Origin of the sequence: Rasiella rasia, from assembly GCF_011044175.1 — a bacterium.
In the GTDB taxonomy this organism is placed as follows: domain Bacteria; phylum Bacteroidota; class Bacteroidia; order Flavobacteriales; family Flavobacteriaceae; genus Marinirhabdus; species Marinirhabdus rasia.
Genome location: NZ_CP049057.1, coordinates 1,235,201 through 1,253,072, shown reverse-complemented (window position 1 = coordinate 1,253,072; position 17,872 = coordinate 1,235,201). Strand labels below are relative to the sequence as shown.

The 17,872-nt window shown below is 38.0% G+C and carries 15 protein-coding genes and 5 tRNA genes; all 20 read left to right on the top strand.

The features are described from left to right. Positions 1 to 127 precede the first annotated feature (127 nt). A complete protein-coding gene (rpsU, locus tag G5B37_RS05615; RefSeq protein WP_164679082.1) occupies positions 128 to 322 on the top strand; it encodes a 30S ribosomal protein S21 in 195 nt (64 codons plus the stop codon). A gap of 179 nt (positions 323 to 501) precedes the next feature. Continuing rightward, the gene (locus tag G5B37_RS05610; RefSeq protein WP_164679081.1) at positions 502 to 1,392 is read left to right on the top strand and encodes a tyrosine-type recombinase/integrase; all 891 of its coding nucleotides are present in this window, start codon (positions 502 to 504) and stop codon (positions 1,390 to 1,392) included. Positions 1,393 to 1,415: 23 nt separating this feature from the next. After that, on the top strand, positions 1,416 to 1,718 hold the full coding sequence (hpf, locus tag G5B37_RS05605; protein ID WP_164679080.1) for a ribosome hibernation-promoting factor, HPF/YfiA family: 303 nt from the start codon (positions 1,416 to 1,418) through the stop codon (positions 1,716 to 1,718). A gap of 110 nt (positions 1,719 to 1,828) precedes the next feature. Then, positions 1,829 to 1,902: transfer RNA gene (locus tag G5B37_RS05600), tRNA-Thr, on the top strand. Between the two features lie 75 nt (positions 1,903 to 1,977). Next, a tRNA-Tyr gene (locus G5B37_RS05595) sits at positions 1,978 to 2,059 on the top strand. Between the two features lie 147 nt (positions 2,060 to 2,206). Next, positions 2,207 to 2,279, top strand: a tRNA-Gly gene (locus tag G5B37_RS05590). Positions 2,280 to 2,365: 86 nt separating this feature from the next. Next, a tRNA-Thr gene (locus G5B37_RS05585) sits at positions 2,366 to 2,437 on the top strand. A gap of 55 nt (positions 2,438 to 2,492) precedes the next feature. Continuing rightward, entirely contained in the window at positions 2,493 to 3,680 is a 1,188-nt protein-coding gene (tuf, locus tag G5B37_RS05580) for an elongation factor Tu (protein ID WP_164679079.1), read from the top strand. Between the two features lie 104 nt (positions 3,681 to 3,784). After that, a tRNA-Trp gene (locus tag G5B37_RS05575) sits at positions 3,785 to 3,857 on the top strand. A gap of 45 nt (positions 3,858 to 3,902) precedes the next feature. Beyond that, a complete protein-coding gene (secE, locus tag G5B37_RS05570) occupies positions 3,903 to 4,091 on the top strand; it encodes a preprotein translocase subunit SecE (RefSeq protein ID WP_164679078.1) in 189 nt (62 codons plus the stop codon). 2 nt (positions 4,092 to 4,093) lie between these two features. After that, positions 4,094 to 4,648 carry a transcription termination/antitermination protein NusG gene (nusG, locus tag G5B37_RS05565; protein ID WP_164680888.1) on the top strand — a complete coding sequence of 185 codons (555 nt, stop codon included), beginning with the start codon at positions 4,094 to 4,096 and terminating at the stop codon, positions 4,646 to 4,648. Positions 4,649 to 4,719: 71 nt separating this feature from the next. Then, entirely contained in the window at positions 4,720 to 5,157 is a 438-nt protein-coding gene (rplK, locus tag G5B37_RS05560; RefSeq protein ID WP_164679077.1) for a 50S ribosomal protein L11, read from the top strand. 20 nt (positions 5,158 to 5,177) lie between these two features. Then, positions 5,178 to 5,873, top strand: a complete 696-nt coding sequence (gene rplA, locus G5B37_RS05555; RefSeq protein ID WP_164679076.1) for a 50S ribosomal protein L1 — start codon at positions 5,178 to 5,180, stop codon at positions 5,871 to 5,873. 11 nt (positions 5,874 to 5,884) lie between these two features. Next, on the top strand, positions 5,885 to 6,406 hold the full coding sequence (rplJ, locus tag G5B37_RS05550; protein ID WP_164679075.1) for a 50S ribosomal protein L10: 522 nt from the start codon (positions 5,885 to 5,887) through the stop codon (positions 6,404 to 6,406). Positions 6,407 to 6,461: 55 nt separating this feature from the next. Then, positions 6,462 to 6,839, top strand: a complete 378-nt coding sequence (gene rplL, locus G5B37_RS05545) for a 50S ribosomal protein L7/L12 (RefSeq protein ID WP_164679074.1) — start codon at positions 6,462 to 6,464, stop codon at positions 6,837 to 6,839. A gap of 136 nt (positions 6,840 to 6,975) precedes the next feature. Then, positions 6,976 to 10,788: a DNA-directed RNA polymerase subunit beta gene (gene rpoB, locus G5B37_RS05540; RefSeq protein WP_164679073.1), complete on the top strand. Its 3,813-nt coding sequence runs from the start codon at positions 6,976 to 6,978 to the stop codon at positions 10,786 to 10,788. A 91-nt stretch (positions 10,789 to 10,879) separates the two neighbouring features. Further along, on the top strand, positions 10,880 to 15,181 hold the full coding sequence (gene rpoC, locus G5B37_RS05535) for a DNA-directed RNA polymerase subunit beta' (RefSeq protein ID WP_164679072.1): 4,302 nt from the start codon (positions 10,880 to 10,882) through the stop codon (positions 15,179 to 15,181). Between the two features lie 149 nt (positions 15,182 to 15,330). Then, a complete protein-coding gene (locus tag G5B37_RS05530; RefSeq protein ID WP_164679071.1) occupies positions 15,331 to 15,645 on the top strand; it encodes a DUF3467 domain-containing protein in 315 nt (104 codons plus the stop codon). 311 nt (positions 15,646 to 15,956) lie between these two features. Continuing rightward, a complete protein-coding gene (locus G5B37_RS05525; RefSeq protein WP_164679070.1) occupies positions 15,957 to 17,102 on the top strand; it encodes an Ig-like domain-containing protein in 1,146 nt (381 codons plus the stop codon). Between the two features lie 56 nt (positions 17,103 to 17,158). Beyond that, positions 17,159 to 17,863, top strand: a complete 705-nt coding sequence (locus tag G5B37_RS05520) for a hypothetical protein (protein WP_164679069.1) — start codon at positions 17,159 to 17,161, stop codon at positions 17,861 to 17,863. Positions 17,864 to 17,872: the final 9 nt, after the last annotated feature.

Below are 17,872 nucleotides of genomic sequence, written 5' to 3'. Positions count from 1 at the left end.
ATTTAAGAGGTGTGTTTTCGCAATTTTGAGAAGTTGTTTATTTCAATAAATAAAATCGCAATTCGTACATCGTAGGTCTAAAATTAATTTTATATTTGCCGTCCAAAAGAGAGGAGGTGATGACACTATGTTAATTATACCAGTTAAAGACGGAGAGAATATCGATAGAGCCCTAAAGCGTTTCAAGCGTAAGTTTGACCGTACAGGAACAATGCGTCAGCTACGTGCTAGACAACAGTTTACGAAGCCTTCAGTTAAAAGAAGAGCCCAGATACAAAAGGCCCAGTATATTCAGAATCTAAGAGATCAGGAAGAAATTTAAGCTTTCCGCGAAAGCGAGATTATTTTCCAATTACATATAAATCCGTTGAGCATTTCGTTCAACGGATTTTTTTGTGAGTAATTTTTCGTGATTAAAGCATGGCGAGTATTCTGCTGTTCTGTCTTACAATGGTCAAAATTGCCTATCTTTAATTTCTAATCCCTATTGTCTAATCTCAAATGCCTTTTACAACATTCATTGATTATTTGTGCTATGAGAAAAAATATTCTCAACATACTGTAACTGCGTATAGAAAAGATTTAGAGGCATTTTTAGACTTTGCTGTTTCAGAATATCAATATGAAAATGTAATTGACGTAAACTATGGGGTTATTAGAAGTTGGATTGTGTCTTTGGTTGCTTCTGGTATTTCAAACAGAAGTATTAACAGGAAAATTTCCTCTTTAAGAACGTATTACAAATTTCTGCTGAAAACTAAACAAATTGAAGTCACTCCTTTGGCTCAGCACAAAGCGCTAAAAGTTGCAAAAAAATTACAAGTACCTTTTTCCGAAAAAGAGATAACAACAGTTTTAGAGCTTTTAGATGAAGAAGAAGGTTTTGAAGGTTTGCGAAATAAATTAATTGTAGAGCTGTTTTATTCTACTGGTATGCGAAGAGCAGAGTTGGTGCAATTAAAGTTAAACGATTTAAATGTAGCTCAAAAAACTATTAAGGTGCTTGGTAAGCGAAATAAGGAGCGCATCATCCCTATGTTAAATGCCGTAAGCAAAACGTTGGATCTATATATGAAAGAACGCAATGCTTTACAAATAATAACAGATTCGGAATATCTATTACTCTCTTCTAAGGGCGTTAAAATTTATGAAACGCTTGTGTATCGGGTGATAAATAATTATTTTAGTAAAGCGTCTGAAAAGGTGAAAAAGAGTCCGCACATCCTGCGGCATTCGTTTGCAACGCATCTTTTAAATGAAGGCGCAGATTTAAATGCGGTAAAAGAATTACTAGGGCATTCTAGTCTCGCTTCAACACAAGTGTATACGCATAATAGTATTGCGCAGTTAAAGCAAGTGTACAGGAAGAGCCATCCGCGAAACACAAAGTAATAGTAACCTTAAAATTTTTATGTATGAAGGTAAATGTGCAAGCTCCAAATTTTGCAGCAGATGCTAGTCTGCTAGAATTTATTGAAAAACGACTAAGTAAGTTGGAACAATTTTATGATAAAATTGTGTACGCCGATGTTTTTTTAAAAGTTCAAAAGACAAGTGAAAAAGAAAATAAAATCACTGAAGTTATGCTTAGTGTTCCAGGTAGTGACCTGATTTGCAAGAAAGAATCAAAAACTTTTGAAGCAGCAATAGATGAATGTGTACAATCGTTAGGGCGACAATTGAAAAAAAGAAAGCAAAAACAACGTGCACACGCTTAATTTTTTCTTAGAAAAAGTTTTGTGGAAAAAATAAATTATATACATTTGCAGTCCGTTAGAAATAGCGGACTTTTTTATGCTGAAATTTTCACTTAAAAAAGTACTAAAAAGCCGATGTAGCTCAGCTGGCTAGAGCAGCTGATTTGTAATCAGCAGGTCGTGGGTTCGAGTCCCTCCATCGGCTCTAAAAAGAAACGTTCTTTTTGAAATAATTATTTAGAAATTCAAAACTTTTTAAGTGTAGAGTTTTTAAAGGTCCGGGGAGATACTCAAGCGGCCAACGAGGGCAGACTGTAAATCTGCTGACTACGTCTTCGCAGGTTCGAATCCTGCTCTCCCCACTAAGGTTGTCTAACGAAAGGAGGTAATCTTAAAAAAGGTTGTAAAGTGATTATATTTTTAATACCTTTGCACCCCGATTTCAGGAGGTAACTTCTGAAGTTTTGAAATATTGAATACCATTTATAGTACATGTTGCTATAATAAACGCGGGAGTAGCTCAGTTGGTAGAGCGTCAGCCTTCCAAGCTGAATGTCGCCAGTTCGAACCTGGTCTCCCGCTCTATAGTTGTCTTTAGGGACAAGTTCTTTTTCTTAAAATAAATGCCTCTTTGAGGCTTTTGGGGGTTAAAGAAATAAACACTTTACGCCGGTGTAGCTCAGGGGTAGAGCGTTTCCTTGGTAAGGAAGAGGTCATGAGTTCAAATCTCATCATTGGCTCAACATAACAGATAATTGAACACTAATATATAACTAAGAATTAAATTAATACAAAATGGCAAAAGAAACATACGATCGGTCGAAACCCCACTTAAACGTAGGTACTATTGGACACGTAGATCACGGTAAAACAACGTTAACTGCTGCAATTACTAAGGTATTGGCAGATGCTGGTTATTCAGAAGCTTCTGCTTTTGACCAGATTGATAACGCTCCTGAAGAAAAGGAAAGAGGTATTACAATTAACTCTTCACACGTTGAGTACGCAACTGCTAACCGTCACTACGCACACGTTGACTGTCCAGGTCACGCCGATTACGTAAAGAACATGGTTACTGGTGCTGCACAAATGGACGGTGCTATCTTGGTGGTTGCCGCTACAGATGGTCCAATGCCACAAACACGTGAGCATATCCTTTTAGGACGTCAGGTAGGTATTCCACGTATCGTTGTATTCATGAATAAAGTGGATATGGTTGATGATGAGGAATTACTTGAGTTAGTAGAGATGGAAATTAGAGATTTACTTTCTTTCTACGAGTATGATGGTGATAATGGTCCTGTAATCGCTGGTTCTGCACTTGGTGCATTAAATGGTGAGCAAAAATGGGTTGATACTGTTTTAGAATTAATGGAAGCAGTAGATTCTTGGATCGAAGAGCCACTTCGTGAGATTGACAAGCCTTTCTTAATGCCTATTGAAGATGTATTCTCAATTACTGGTCGTGGTACTGTTGCTACAGGTCGTATCGAAACTGGAATTGCAAATACTGGAGATCCAGTTGAGATCATTGGTATGGGAGCTGAGAAATTAACTTCTACAATTACTGGTATTGAAATGTTCCGTCAAATCCTTGATAGAGGAGAGGCTGGAGATAACGCTGGTATTCTTTTAAGAGGTATTGAGAAAACTCAGATTTCTAGAGGTATGGTAATTACTAAGCCTGGATCTGTAACTCCACACGCTAAGTTTAAAGCTGAGGTTTACGTTCTTAAGAAAGAAGAAGGTGGACGTCACACTCCATTCCACAACAATTACCGTCCACAGTTTTACGTACGTACAACAGACGTAACAGGAAACATTAGTCTTCCTGACGGAGTAGAGATGGTGATGCCTGGAGATAACTTAACAATTCATGTTGAGCTTATTCAGCCAATCGCAATGAATGTTGGTCTTCGTTTTGCAATCCGTGAGGGTGGTAGAACAGTAGGTGCCGGTCAGGTTACTGAAATTTTAGACTAATTTAGTATATATATAAAAGGAAAGGTGTCCGCCTAAGAGGTGGACGCCTTGACTTTTATAACGGGGTTAAGGGTAGTTTTGTAGGTACCTGTTAAAAGCCCAATACGGGTTTAGCTCAGTTGGTAGAGCACTGGTCTCCAAAACCAGGTGTCGTGAGTTCGAGTCTCTCAACCCGTGCTTATTTTGAAGCGTAGCTTCATACAAAATATAAAACCCATTACAATGGTAAACTATATTAAAGAATCTTATAACGAGTTGAGAAACCATGTATCTTGGCCAGAATGGGGTGAGGCACAAAAATTAACAGTAATAGTAGCTGTGTTTTCTGTGATACTTGCCTTGGCGGTATTTGGTGTTGATCAAGTTTTCAGCAGCGTTATTGAGCAATATTTTAACTGGATTAAGTCGTAATGATGACTGAAACAAAGAGTACAAAAAAGTGGTACGTGGTTCGTTCTGTAAGCGGGCAGGAGAATAAGATTAAGTCGTATATCGAAAGTGAGATTACACGATTAGATTTACAAGACTATATAGATCAAGTTCTTGTTCCTACCGAGAAGGTAGTGCAAATTCGCAACGGAAAGAAAACAAATAAAGAACGTGTTTATTTTCCTGGATATATTATGATTCAGGCGAGTTTAGCGGGAGAAATTCCACATATTATAAAGTCAATTAATGGTGTTATTGGTTTTCTTGGTGAAACTAAAGGGGGAGACCCAGTGCCGTTAAGACAAGCTGAGGTAAACAGATTGTTAGGTAAGGTAGATGAACTATCAGTTCAAGATGATAATGTAAACATTCCGTATATCATAGGCGAAACCGTTAAGGTAATTGACGGTCCTTTTAATGGTTTCAATGGAACTGTTGAAAAAATAAACGAAGAAAAGCGTAAGCTAGAAGTAATGGTGAAAATTTTCGGAAGAAAAACGCCACTAGAGCTTAGCTATATGCAAGTAGAAAAAGTATAATTGTTACACGCTATAAATAGGTTTTTTCTTAGGCTTCCACTTTTGAAAAACCGAATTATTAAACTTAAACAATGGCAAAAGAAGTAGATAAAGTAGTAAAACTGCAAGTTCGCGGAGGAGCGGCAAACCCGTCTCCACCAGTTGGACCAGCATTGGGTGCTGCCGGTGTGAATATCATGGAATTCTGTAAGCAATTTAACGGAAGAACCCAGGATAAGCAAGGAAAAGTATTGCCTGTACAGATTACGGTGTATAAAGACAAGTCTTTCGACTTTGTTATTAAGACACCACCTGCTGCAGTGCAAATTCTTGAGGCTGCCAAAGCTAAAAAAGGCTCTGGTGAACCACACATCAATAAAGTAGCAACCATCACTTGGGATCAAGTAAAGGCGATTGCAGAAGACAAAATGCCAGATCTTAACGCATTTACCGTTGAGTCTGCCATGAAAATGGTAGCAGGTACTGCAAGATCTATGGGAGTTAAAGTAAAAGGAGCTGCTCCTTTTTAATCCAAAAAAGAATCTATAAAATGGCAAGATTAACAAAAAAGCAAAAGGAAGCTGTTCAGAAAGTGGAAGACAAGTCGTATTCCGTTGCTGAAGCTTCTGCTTTAATTAAAGATATCACCAACGTAAATTTTGATGCCTCTGTAGACCTAGCGGTTCGTTTAAACGTGGATCCACGTAAAGCGAATCAAATGGTACGTGGTGTTGTTACCTTACCACATGGTACAGGTAAAGATGTAAAGGTGTTAGCATTGGTTACTCCAGATAAGGAAGCCGAAGCTACAGAAGCTGGCGCAGATTACGTGGGATTAGATGAGTACCTCGATAAAATTAAAGGAGGTTGGACAGATGTTGACGTAATTGTAACAATGCCTAGTGTAATGGGTAAATTAGGTCCTTTAGGACGTGTATTAGGTCCTCGTGGCTTAATGCCTAACCCTAAGACAGGTACTGTAACGATGGACGTTGCTAAAGCTGTTTCAGACGTGAAAGCTGGTAAAATTGACTTTAAAGTTGATAAGACAGGTATTGTTCACGCTGCTATTGGAAAAGCGTCTTTCGATGCTGAGAAAATTGCAGGAAACGCAAGAGAATTATTAACCACATTGGTAAAACTGAAGCCTCAAGCCTCTAAGGGAGTGTATATAGAAAGCATTTATATGTCTTCTACAATGTCTCCTTCAGTTGCAATTGATACTAAAAGATTTACTGAGCAGTAAACACTGAAGATATGACTAGAGAAGAAAAATCACAAGTAATCGAAACGTTGACTGCACAGTTGTCTGAAAATGCTACTATTTATTTAGCAGATATTTCAGGATTGGATGCAGGAACTACCTCAAACTTACGTCGTGCTTGTTTTAAAGCGGGAGTAAAGTTAAACGTGGTAAAAAATACATTGCTAGCAAAGGCAATGGAAGCCTCAGAAAAAGACTTTGGTGAATTAACTGAAGTACTTAAAGGAAACACCTCTTTAATGGTATCAGAAGCAAGCAACGCGCCTGCGAAAGTAATTAAAGAGTTCAGAAAAAAATCTGATAAGCCTTTATTGAAAGGAGCTTTCATTGAAGAAGCAATCTATGTAGGAGATGATCAATTAGATGCTCTTGTAGACATTAAGTCTAGAGAAGAACTTATTGGAGAAATCATAGGATTACTTCAATCTCCTGCTAAGAATGTTATCTCTGCTCTTAAGAGTAGCGGTGGTACCCTTGCAGGTATTGTAAAAACCCTTTCTGAAAAAGAAGGGTAATAAATTAAGCACTAAGTACATAAATATAAATTACAATTTTTAAAAACGATAGAAAATGGCAGATTTAAAAGATTTCGCAGAACAATTAGTTAATCTAACCGTAAAAGAGGTTAATGAATTAGCTACTATATTAAAAGATGAGTATGGTATCGAGCCTGCTGCTGCAGCTGTAGCTGTTGCTGCTGGTGGTGGTGCTGGTGGTGGTGACGCTGCTGAAGAGCAATCAGAATTCGACGTAATTCTTACAGCCGCTGGAGGTTCAAAACTTGCAGTAGTAAAACTAGTTAAAGAATTAACTGGTGCTGGTCTTAAAGATGCAAAAGCATTAGTAGACAATGCTCCTTCTCCAATTAAAGAAGGTGTATCTAAAGACGAAGCTGAAGCACTTAAAGCTCAATTAGAAGAAGCTGGAGCAGAGGTTGAGCTTAAGTAAGCTAACCACACTTCAAACCTTAAGGTTTAGGTCTTCTGGATTGCCCAGAAAGACCTAAACCATTTTGCGTATATAAAGGTGAGATATAATAAGTATACGCGCACACCTATAATTTTAATTAAAATTCCGTCCATAGATGTCAGCAACGCAAACTGAAAGATTGAATTTTTCCTCTGTACAGAACAAGCCGGATTATCCGGACTTTTTGGACATACAGATCAAATCCTTTCAGGATTTTTTCCAGTTGGAAACCAAGTCAGAAGAAAGAGGTCAAGAAGGGTTATACAAAACCTTCTTAGAGAATTTCCCGATTACAGACACCCGTAATCAATTCGTACTAGAATTTTTAGATTATTTCGTAGATCCACCTAGATACTCGATTCAAGAGTGTATAGAGCGTGGTCTTACTTATAGTGTACCTTTAAAGGCACGCCTAAAATTATACTGTACAGATGATGAACATGAAGATTTTGAAACCATCGTACAAGATGTGTACTTAGGGACTATCCCTTATATGACACCATCTGGAACATTCTGTATCAATGGTGCAGAACGTGTGGTAGTTTCTCAGTTACACCGTTCACCTGGTGTATTCTTTGGACAGTCGTTCCACGCAAATGGAACAAAACTTTATTCAGCACGTGTAATTCCTTTTAAAGGATCATGGATTGAGTTTGCTACCGATATCAATAGCGTTATGTACGCATATATCGATAGAAAGAAAAAGTTACCTGTTACAACGCTTTTCCGCGCAATTGGGTTTGAAAGAGATAAGGATATCCTTGAAATTTTCGACCTTGCTGAAGAGGTGAAAGCTTCTAAAACAGGACTTAAAAAATATTTAGGCCGTAAATTGGCTGCCCGTGTGCTTAAAACATGGCACGAAGATTTCGTAGATGAAGATACAGGTGAAGTTGTATCTATTGAACGTAATGAAATAGTCTTAGATCGTGATACTGTTCTTGAAAAAGAACACATCGAAGAAATTCTAGATTCAGGTTCAAAAACTATCTTATTGCACAAGGAAGATAATCAGCAAGCAGATTATGCTATTATCCACAATACCTTACAAAAAGATCCAACCAACTCAGAAAAAGAGGCGGTAGAACACATCTACAGACAATTGCGTAACGCTGAACCGCCAGATGAAGAAACCGCTCGTGGTATCATCAATAAGTTGTTCTTCTCAGATCAGAGATACAACTTAGGAGAGGTAGGTCGTTACCGTATGAACAAAAAATTACAATTAGATATCGAAATGGACAAGCAAGTCTTGACCAAGTTAGATATCATTACTATTGTAAAATATCTTATTGAGTTAATTAACTCGAAAGCAGAGATTGATGATATTGATCACTTATCGAATCGTCGTGTACGTACTGTTGGTGAACAACTATCTTCTCAGTTTGGAGTAGGTCTTGCTCGTATGGCAAGAACTATTCGCGAACGTATGAATGTTCGTGATAATGAAGTATTTACTCCTATAGATTTGATTAATGCGAAGACCTTATCTTCGGTTATTAATTCATTCTTTGGAACCAACCAGCTGTCTCAGTTTATGGACCAAACTAACCCGCTGGCAGAGATTACGCATAAGCGTCGTCTTTCTGCATTAGGGCCTGGAGGTTTATCAAGAGAGCGTGCTGGATTTGAGGTTCGTGATGTTCACTATACACATTACGGAAGACTTTGTCCGATTGAAACTCCTGAAGGACCAAACATTGGTCTTATTTCTTCACTTTCGGTATATGCAAAAGTGAATAACTTAGGATTTATTGAAACACCTTATCGTAAGGTTGATGATGGTAAAATAGATTTCAAAACTGAGCCACAATACCTTTCTGCTGAAGAAGAGGAAGGACAATTAATCGCGCAGGCTAACATTCCGTTAGCTAAAGACGGAAAGATAGACAGTGATCGTGTAATTGCACGTATGGAAGGTGACTTCCCAGTTGTAGATCCTACCACCGTGAATTATGCCGATGTTGCGCCTAATCAGATTTCATCTATTTCGGCATCGTTGATTCCGTTCTTAGAACATGATGATGCAAACCGTGCCTTGATGGGATCTAACATGATGCGTCAGGCGGTACCTTTACTGCTTGCAGATTCTCCAATTGTAGGAACCGGACTTGAACGTCAGGTTGCTAGTGACTCGCGTGTATTGATTAATGCTGAAGGTGATGGGGTTGTAGAATATGTAGATGCAAATGAAATAACTATTAAATACGACCGTACCGAAGAAGCGCGTATGGTAAGTTTTGATGGAGATTCAAAAACATATCAACTAGTTAAATTTAGAAAAACAAACCAAAGTACTTCTATTAACTTGAAGCCTATTGTAAGCAGAGGTGACAGAGTTTCTAAAGGACAGGTTTTATGCCAAGGTTATGCTACCGAAAAAGGAGAGCTTGCACTTGGACGTAACATGAAAGTAGCCTTTATGCCTTGGAAAGGGTATAACTTTGAGGATGCGATTGTGATTTCTGAAAAAGTAGTGCGTGACGATATCTTTACGTCTATTCATATTGATGAATATTCATTAGAAGTACGTGATACGAAACTAGGAAACGAAGAATTAACAAACGATATTCCTAATGTTTCTGAAGAGGCAACAAAAGACCTTGATGAAAACGGTATGATTCGCGTTGGAGCTGAAGTAAAGCCTGGAGATATATTAATAGGTAAGATTACTCCAAAAGGGGAAAGTGATCCTACTCCAGAAGAAAAATTACTTCGTGCGATCTTTGGTGATAAAGCAGGTGACGTAAAAGATGCTTCTTTAAAAGCGTCTCCATCTTTACGCGGTGTAGTAATTAACAAGAAGTTATTTGCTCGTGCTATTAAAGATAAGCGTAAAAGAGCTAAAGATAAAGAAGACATCGCTGCATTAGAAGTGCAGTACGATGCGAAGTTTGATGCCCTAAAAGATGTGTTAGTTGAAAAACTATTCGCTATTGTAGGAGGTAAAACTGCTCAAGGTGTAACCAATGATTTAGGTGAAGTTGTTTTCCCAAAAGGAAAGAAATTTACACTTAAAATGCTGAATGGTGTAGACGATTATACACACCTTGTTGGAGGAGTTTGGACAACAGATGACGAAACTAATGCAATGGTTCGTGATCTAATGCACAACTACCGTATTAAAGAAAACGACTTACAAGGTAACTTACGTCGTGAGAAGTTTACTATTTCTGTTGGAGACGAACTTCCATCAGGTATTTTAAAACTTGCTAAAGTTTATATCGCTAAGAAGCGTAAGCTGAAAGTAGGAGATAAAATGGCAGGACGTCACGGTAACAAAGGTATTGTAGCACGTATTGTTCGTGAAGAAGATATGCCTTTCTTGGAAGACGGAACTCCAGTAGATATTGTTTTAAATCCGCTAGGGGTACCTTCTCGTATGAACATTGGTCAGATTTACGAAACAGTACTTGGTTGGGCTGGTCAGAAACTTGGACGCAAGTATGCGACTCCAATTTTTGATGGAGCGACGATTGACGAAATTAATGAATTGACAGATGAAGCGGGAATACCTCGTTACGGGCATACTTATTTATATGATGGTGGAACAGGACAGCGTTTCGATCAGCCAGCAACAGTTGGAGTGATTTACATGCTGAAACTTGGACACATGGTAGATGATAAGATGCACGCACGTTCTATTGGACCTTATTCATTAATTACGCAACAACCACTTGGTGGTAAAGCACAATTTGGTGGACAACGTTTTGGTGAGATGGAGGTATGGGCATTAGAGGCTTATGGAGCTTCAAGTACCCTACGTGAAATATTGACGGTAAAATCTGATGATGTAATTGGTAGAGCTAAAACTTACGAGAGTATCGTAAAAGGTGAAGCTATGCCAGAACCAGGATTGCCAGAATCATTCAACGTGTTAATGCACGAATTGAAAGGTCTCGGACTGGACATTAGATTAGAAGAATAATGAATTCCCGCTTCGGCGGGAACTCGTAGTTTTCTTCGGAAACTGAAATATGTTTCCATTTCAATAACAACAATGATTATTATACAGCATTATGGCAAGAAATAATAACGAACAACAACAAAAGAAATTTAATAAAATTTCTATTGGTTTAGCATCACCAGAATCTATATTGGCTGAGTCTCGTGGAGAAGTGCTAAAACCAGAAACTATTAACTACCGAACGCACAAGCCAGAGCGTGACGGTTTGTTCTGTGAGCGAATTTTTGGTCCTGTAAAGGATTACGAATGTGCTTGTGGAAAATACAAGCGTATCCGTTATAAAGGGATTGTTTGTGACCGTTGTGGGGTAGAGGTAACCGAAAAGAAAGTACGTCGTGATCGCGTAGGACACATTAATTTAGTTGTTCCTGTTGCACACATTTGGTATTTCCGTAGTTTACCAAACAAAATTGGATACCTTCTTGGATTGCCATCTAAGAAGTTAGATATGATTATATACTACGAAAGATACGTAGTTATACAACCAGGTATTGCAAAGAATGAAGAAGGAGAGCCTGTTCAGAAAATGGACTTCCTTACTGAAGAAGAATACCTAACAATTTTAGACAGCCTTCCGCAAGAAAATTTATACTTGGATGATAGCGATCCAAATAAGTTTCTTGCAAAAATGGGAGCAGAGTGTTTAATTGAATTGTTACAACGTATCGATCTAGATACCTTGTCTTTTGAATTACGTCACAAGGCAAACAACGAAACTTCTAAGCAACGTAAGACAGAAGCTCTAAAACGTCTTCAGGTTGTAGAAGCATTACGCGATGCTAATAAAAACCGTGAAAACAATCCAGAGTGGATGATTATGAAAGTGGTGCCTGTAATTCCACCAGAATTACGCCCGTTAGTACCATTAGATGGAGGTCGTTTTGCAACGTCAGATTTAAATGATTTATACCGTCGTGTAATTATACGTAACAACCGTCTAAAACGCTTAATGGAAATTAAAGCGCCAGAGGTTATTTTACGAAATGAAAAGCGTATGTTGCAAGAATCTGTAGATTCATTGTTCGACAATACACGTAAATCTTCAGCAGTAAAAACAGACAGTAACCGCCCGCTGAAATCCCTTTCAGATTCCTTAAAAGGAAAGCAAGGACGTTTCCGCCAGAACCTATTAGGTAAACGTGTAGATTATAGTGCGCGTTCTGTAATTGTTGTAGGACCTGAATTAAAATTATACGAGTGCGGTATCCCTAAAGATATGGCAGCAGAACTTTACAAGCCTTTTGTAATTAGAAAACTAATTGAAAGAGGAATTGTAAAAACCGTTAAATCTGCAAAGAAAATTATAGATAAGAAAGAGCCTGTTGTTTGGGATATACTTGAAAATGTATTGAAAGGACACCCTGTTATGCTTAACCGGGCCCCTACCTTACACAGACTTGGAATTCAAGCATTCCAACCTAAGTTAATCGAAGGAAAAGCAATCCAACTGCACCCATTAGTATGTACGGTATTTAACGCCGATTTTGATGGTGACCAGATGGCGGTACACCTTCCACTTGGGCCAGAGGCAATTTTAGAGTGTCAATTATTGATGCTAGCATCTCACAATATTTTGAACCCTGCAAATGGTAGCCCAGTAGCGGTACCATCTCAGGATATGGTATTGGGTCTATATTATATGACCAAATTGAGAAAGTCTACCCCAGAGATGAAGGTTGTTGGAGAAGGATTAACATTTTACTCTGCCGAAGAAGCAATTATTGCTTACAATGAAAAGCAAGTAGACTTAAATGCTGAAATAAAAATTAGAACAAAAGATTTTAACGAAGAAGGTGAGTTGGTATACCAAATTATTACCACTACACTTGGTCGTGTAATCTTTAACCAGCAGGTTCCTGAAGAGGCAGGTTACATAAATGAAGTATTAACTAAGAAGTCATTACGTGATATTATTGGTGATATTTTAGCTGTAACAAGTGTTCCAGTAACAGCTGCATTTTTAGATGAAATTAAAAGTCTTGGTTATAAATTTGCCTTCGAAGGTGGATTGTCATTTAGCTTAGGGGATATTATTATCCCTCCAGAAAAGCAACAAATGATTGACGATGCAAATACACAGGTAGATGGTATTGTAGGAAACTATAATATGGGTCTTATTACGAACAACGAACGTTATAACCAAGTAATTGATATTTGGACTGCAACAAACGCTGAGCTGACTGAACTATCAATGAAGCGTATTCGTGAAGACCAACAAGGGTTTAACTCGGTGTATATGATGCTTGATTCTGGAGCACGTGGATCTAAAGAACAGATTCGTCAGCTTACAGGAATGCGTGGTTTGATGGCAAAACCGAAAAAATCGAATAGTGGTGGAGGTGAAATTATTGAAAACCCGATTCTTTCTAACTTTAAAGAAGGACTTTCAATTCTTGAATACTTTATTTCTACGCACGGTGCACGTAAGGGACTTGCAGATACCGCATTAAAAACGGCAGATGCAGGATACTTAACACGTCGTTTGGTAGATGTTTCTCAGGATGTGATTATTAATACAGAAGATTGTGGTACACTTAGAGGTATTGAAGTTTCTGCATTGAAGAAGAACGAAGAAGTAGTCGAGAAATTAGGTGCTCGTGTGGTAGGACGTACGTCGTTAAACGATGTTGTTAATCCACTTACAAAAGAAGTACTAGTTCACGCTGGAGATCATATTACGGAGGCAATTGCCAAAACAATAGATGCTTCACCAATTGAGTCTGTAGAAGTTCGTTCTGCTTTAACATGTGAAGCTAAGAAAGGAATTTGTTCTCAATGTTACGGGCGTAACCTTGCTACCAATAAAATGGTACAACGAGGAGAAGCTGTAGGTGTTGTAGCGGCTCAGTCTATTGGTGAACCAGGAACACAGTTAACATTGCGTACCTTCCACGTGGGTGGTATTGCAGGTAACATTTCCGAAGAAAATAAGCTTACCGTTAAATTTGATGGTAAAGCTGAAATCGAAGACTTGAAAACTGTTAAAGGTGAAGATGGAGATGGAAAAACTGTAGATATTGTAATCTCGCGTACTTCGGAATTAAAATTAGTAGACGAGAAAACGGGTATTACATTAAGTACAAATGTTATTCCTTACGGTTCAACCATTTTTGTAAAAGACGGCGAGAAACTGAAGAAAGACGATGTAGTTTGTCAATGGGATCCATATAATGGTGTTATTATTTCAGAATTTGCAGGTAAAATCAGATACGAGAATATCGAGCAAGGAGTTACCTATTCTGTAGAAATTGATGAACAAACCGGATTCCAAGAAAAGGTAATTACAGAATCTAGAGACAAGAAAAAAATACCAACACTACAAATTATTGGTAAGAAAGACGAAGTAATTCGTTCGTACAACCTTCCTGTAGGGGCATTGTTGTCTGTAGATGATGGTGATAAGATTAAAATAGGTAAGATCTTAGTTAAGATTCCGCGTAAATCTGCTAAAGCAGGTGATATTACGGGAGGTCTTCCGCGTGTAACCGAATTATTTGAAGCACGTAACCCTTCTAATCCTGCTGTAGTAAGTGAGATTGACGGTGTTGTTTCCTTCGGAAAAATTAAGCGTGGTAACTGTGAGATTATTGTAGAGTCTAAGCTTGGTGAAATCAAGAAATATTTGGTGAAGCTAAGTAATCAGATTTTGGTACAGGAGAACGATTATGTTCGTGCTGGTATGCCATTGTCTGATGGTTCTATAACTCCAGAAGACATCTTACGTATTAAAGGCCCATCTGCGGTACAACAATACTTAGTGAATGAAGTTCAGGAAGTATACCGTTTACAGGGTGTGAAAATTAACGATAAGCACTTTGAGGTTGTTGTAAGACAAATGATGCGTAAAGTACGAATTGTTGATCCAGGAGATACAACATTCCTAGAGAACCAATTGGTACACAAGTACGACTTTATTGAGGAAAACGATAAAATTTTCGGAATGAAAGTGGTTACAAACGCTGGAGATTCAGAAAATCTTAAAGAAGGTCAGATAATTACATCTCGTGATTTACGTGATGAAAATTCAATCTTGCGTCGTTCAGATAAAACCTTGGCAGAAGCTCGTGATGCGGTAAATGCTACTGCTACACCAATTCTTCAAGGAATTACAAGAGCGTCGTTACAGACCAAGTCGTTCATTTCTGCGGCATCGTTCCAGGAAACTACTAAGGTATTAAACGAAGCTGCTGTAAGTGGTAAAGTTGATACATTAGAAGGACTGAAAGAGAATGTAATTGTAGGACATAGAATCCCTGCCGGTACAGGTATGAGACGTTATGATACTATTATTGTAGGTTCTAAAGAAGAGTTCGAAGAAATGACTCAAGAGAAACAAGAGGTGAATTACAATTAATGTACATATTGGCCTAGGCTAACATGTTGGTTGTTTAGTAACCAAATTGAAATAGTAAAAATCCCGTGACATCACATCACGGGATTTTGTTTTAAATTTAATATTAATAGACTTCCGTTTTTTCGAATGGAGGTAAAAACAAGTTTACGATGGCAGAAGAAAATAAGCAGAAGCAAGGACAAATTAATATAGAGTTAGACCAAGAAGTAGCACAAGGAACCTACAGTAACTTGGCTATTATTAACCATTCGCAAAGTGAGTTTGTAGTAGATTTTGTGAGTATTATGCCTGGCGTCCCTAAAAGCAAGGTTAAATCCAGAATTGTACTTACACCGCAACATGCAAAGCGTTTTTTAAAGGCAATGCACGATAATGTTTCTAGGTTTGAACAACAACATGGAGAGATTAAAGATTATAAGCAACCAGCTATACCGATTAATTTTGGACCCACTGGAGAAGCTTAAAAATGATATAAACAACCTGCTAAATTTTAGCAGGTTGTTTTATTTCTACCAAAAATGCAGCTAAATGCTTACTATTTCCCTTCGTTTTTCACTATAAACCAACTTTTTTCTTACAATTTGAACGGTATAACTTGTGTATTTTATCGTTTTTTTATGCAAAAAACTGCACTTTAACGAGTATAAATTACAGAATATCGAATAATTGAAATTGTCTTGTAGGAAAAATAATAATCGTGTATATATTTGACTGATTTTCAGAGCCCCGCAACTTAGTTTAGTTGTTCTTGAAAATTGAACCCAAATTTATACCTATGAAAACAACTGTACCTACAAATCGGTTGGCACCATCTTTAACGGTGTATTTATTTTTAATATGTTGCTGTTTTGCTACCACTATTATTGGGCAAACTCAAGCTCCTTCTGTAACATCAGGTGTTACCTTCCAATGGGAAGATACGCAATCAGTGCCTAAGGATTCTGCTACATTAAGCTCTATTACAATAGATAGTGAAGTGTTTCAATCTTTTGCAGTGCCTTCGTCATATTCGATGACGCGCCTTGGTCCTAGTGGTCATGGTCCTAACTCAATTTTAAAAAATGGTACTACAGAAAATAACAGTAGTGCAAATGCTGATTGGGATGTTGATGCTCTTGCTGCTTTTCAAGACAAGAACCTTAATCATTATTTTGAAGCAAACCCGAATGGACGAGATATCTGTGGTGATTTTGAAGATGTAGCTACTACCGATGCTCAATTACAATCTCTTTATTATAACCCAGGAATCCCGTCTAACGATGGTGGTATTATTGCCATTTCAGAAAGAAACGCAAATAATTGCTATTATATAGCAATGTATGGAATTCCAGTTGGCGGAGGGGCGGAGCAGTTTTTAGGAGACACCTTTGTTCGTGCAAATTCAACTCAAACAGGTCCGTTATTAAATGCACCTCCTGCGGGAGTAGACTATTGGAACTCTGGAAGAGTTGTTGAAAATAACGGTACGATTGGTATCGCGATATTCTCGCTGGATGATTTGGCTCCTGTTGGTTCGGTAATAACAAGAGTAGATTTATTAGCGGCGACCTTGGATCATGGTGATGGAAAACTATTTATACTTCAGCGCTATGCAGTACCGAGAACAGAAGGAAGTTGTATGAATGTGGAGTTTAACGGTAGTGTATATGGAGATACAATTCCTGAAGGGTCTACATTTTCATTGGTAAGCGCTCCAACGCCAGAAGGCGAAGCTTTCACTTTCAACTCAGACGGAAGTTATTCGTATACACCAAGTATTGGGTTTACAGGCGATGTGGTTTTTGAATATTCGGTCTGTCTACCAGCTCCTAACGCAAGTACGTGCGATGGATCTACAGTAACAATTACATATGAATCGGGACCGGGAACGGGATGTGAATGTTCTTCAGGAAATGCAGATGCACCCGCTTTACAGAATTAAATCAATTTTTAAAAACAAGATAAAAAAATACTATTCAATTTTAATAACTGAACATTATGAAAAATATAATCACACTATGTTTACTTTGCGTTCTTACAAGCTTTATAGCTAACGCTCAAGTGGGAATTGGTACAACAAATCCACAAGAAGCACTTCATGTATCAGGAAGCCAAGGTTTAATACGAATAGATGGGTTAAGTAGTTCTAACAATGCCAATAATTTAGGAGGTTCTTCTGTGTATAACGTTGTGGCCGATAGAAATGGGACGCTAGGTCTTGGAATGTTGTCTGGCGAAATATCTTCAGATTCTAACATACCAACACCTGTTGTGGTTCAAACTCAACTGAATTCAAGTTTAAATTCTGCCGAATTGTATCAAAAGAATTTTACACTTAGCCAAAGAGCAATGGTTGTTATTACATATTATGTGGCAGTAGACTTTCAATCGTATGATGGCGCGTCAAAAATTGATGATGGAAGAGCTAAAGTGGCTCATAACTATTTTTACCTTGGAGATGGAACTACGGCAAATACGTCAAAATCGTATGGTATGACAAGTGTTGTTTATTCAAATGTAAATTGTGATGCGGCAACTGGGTATGTATATAACTCTCGTTCTATGACTATAATGTTAGAGCCAGGAACACACAGCATACACTTACAAGGGGCTGCGTTTGGTGGTGGTCTTGTTGCCGATGCTGCATTTAGAGCAATATTCGGAAATGGTGATCGATTAGATATTCAGGCGATCTATTTATAAGATGTAAGG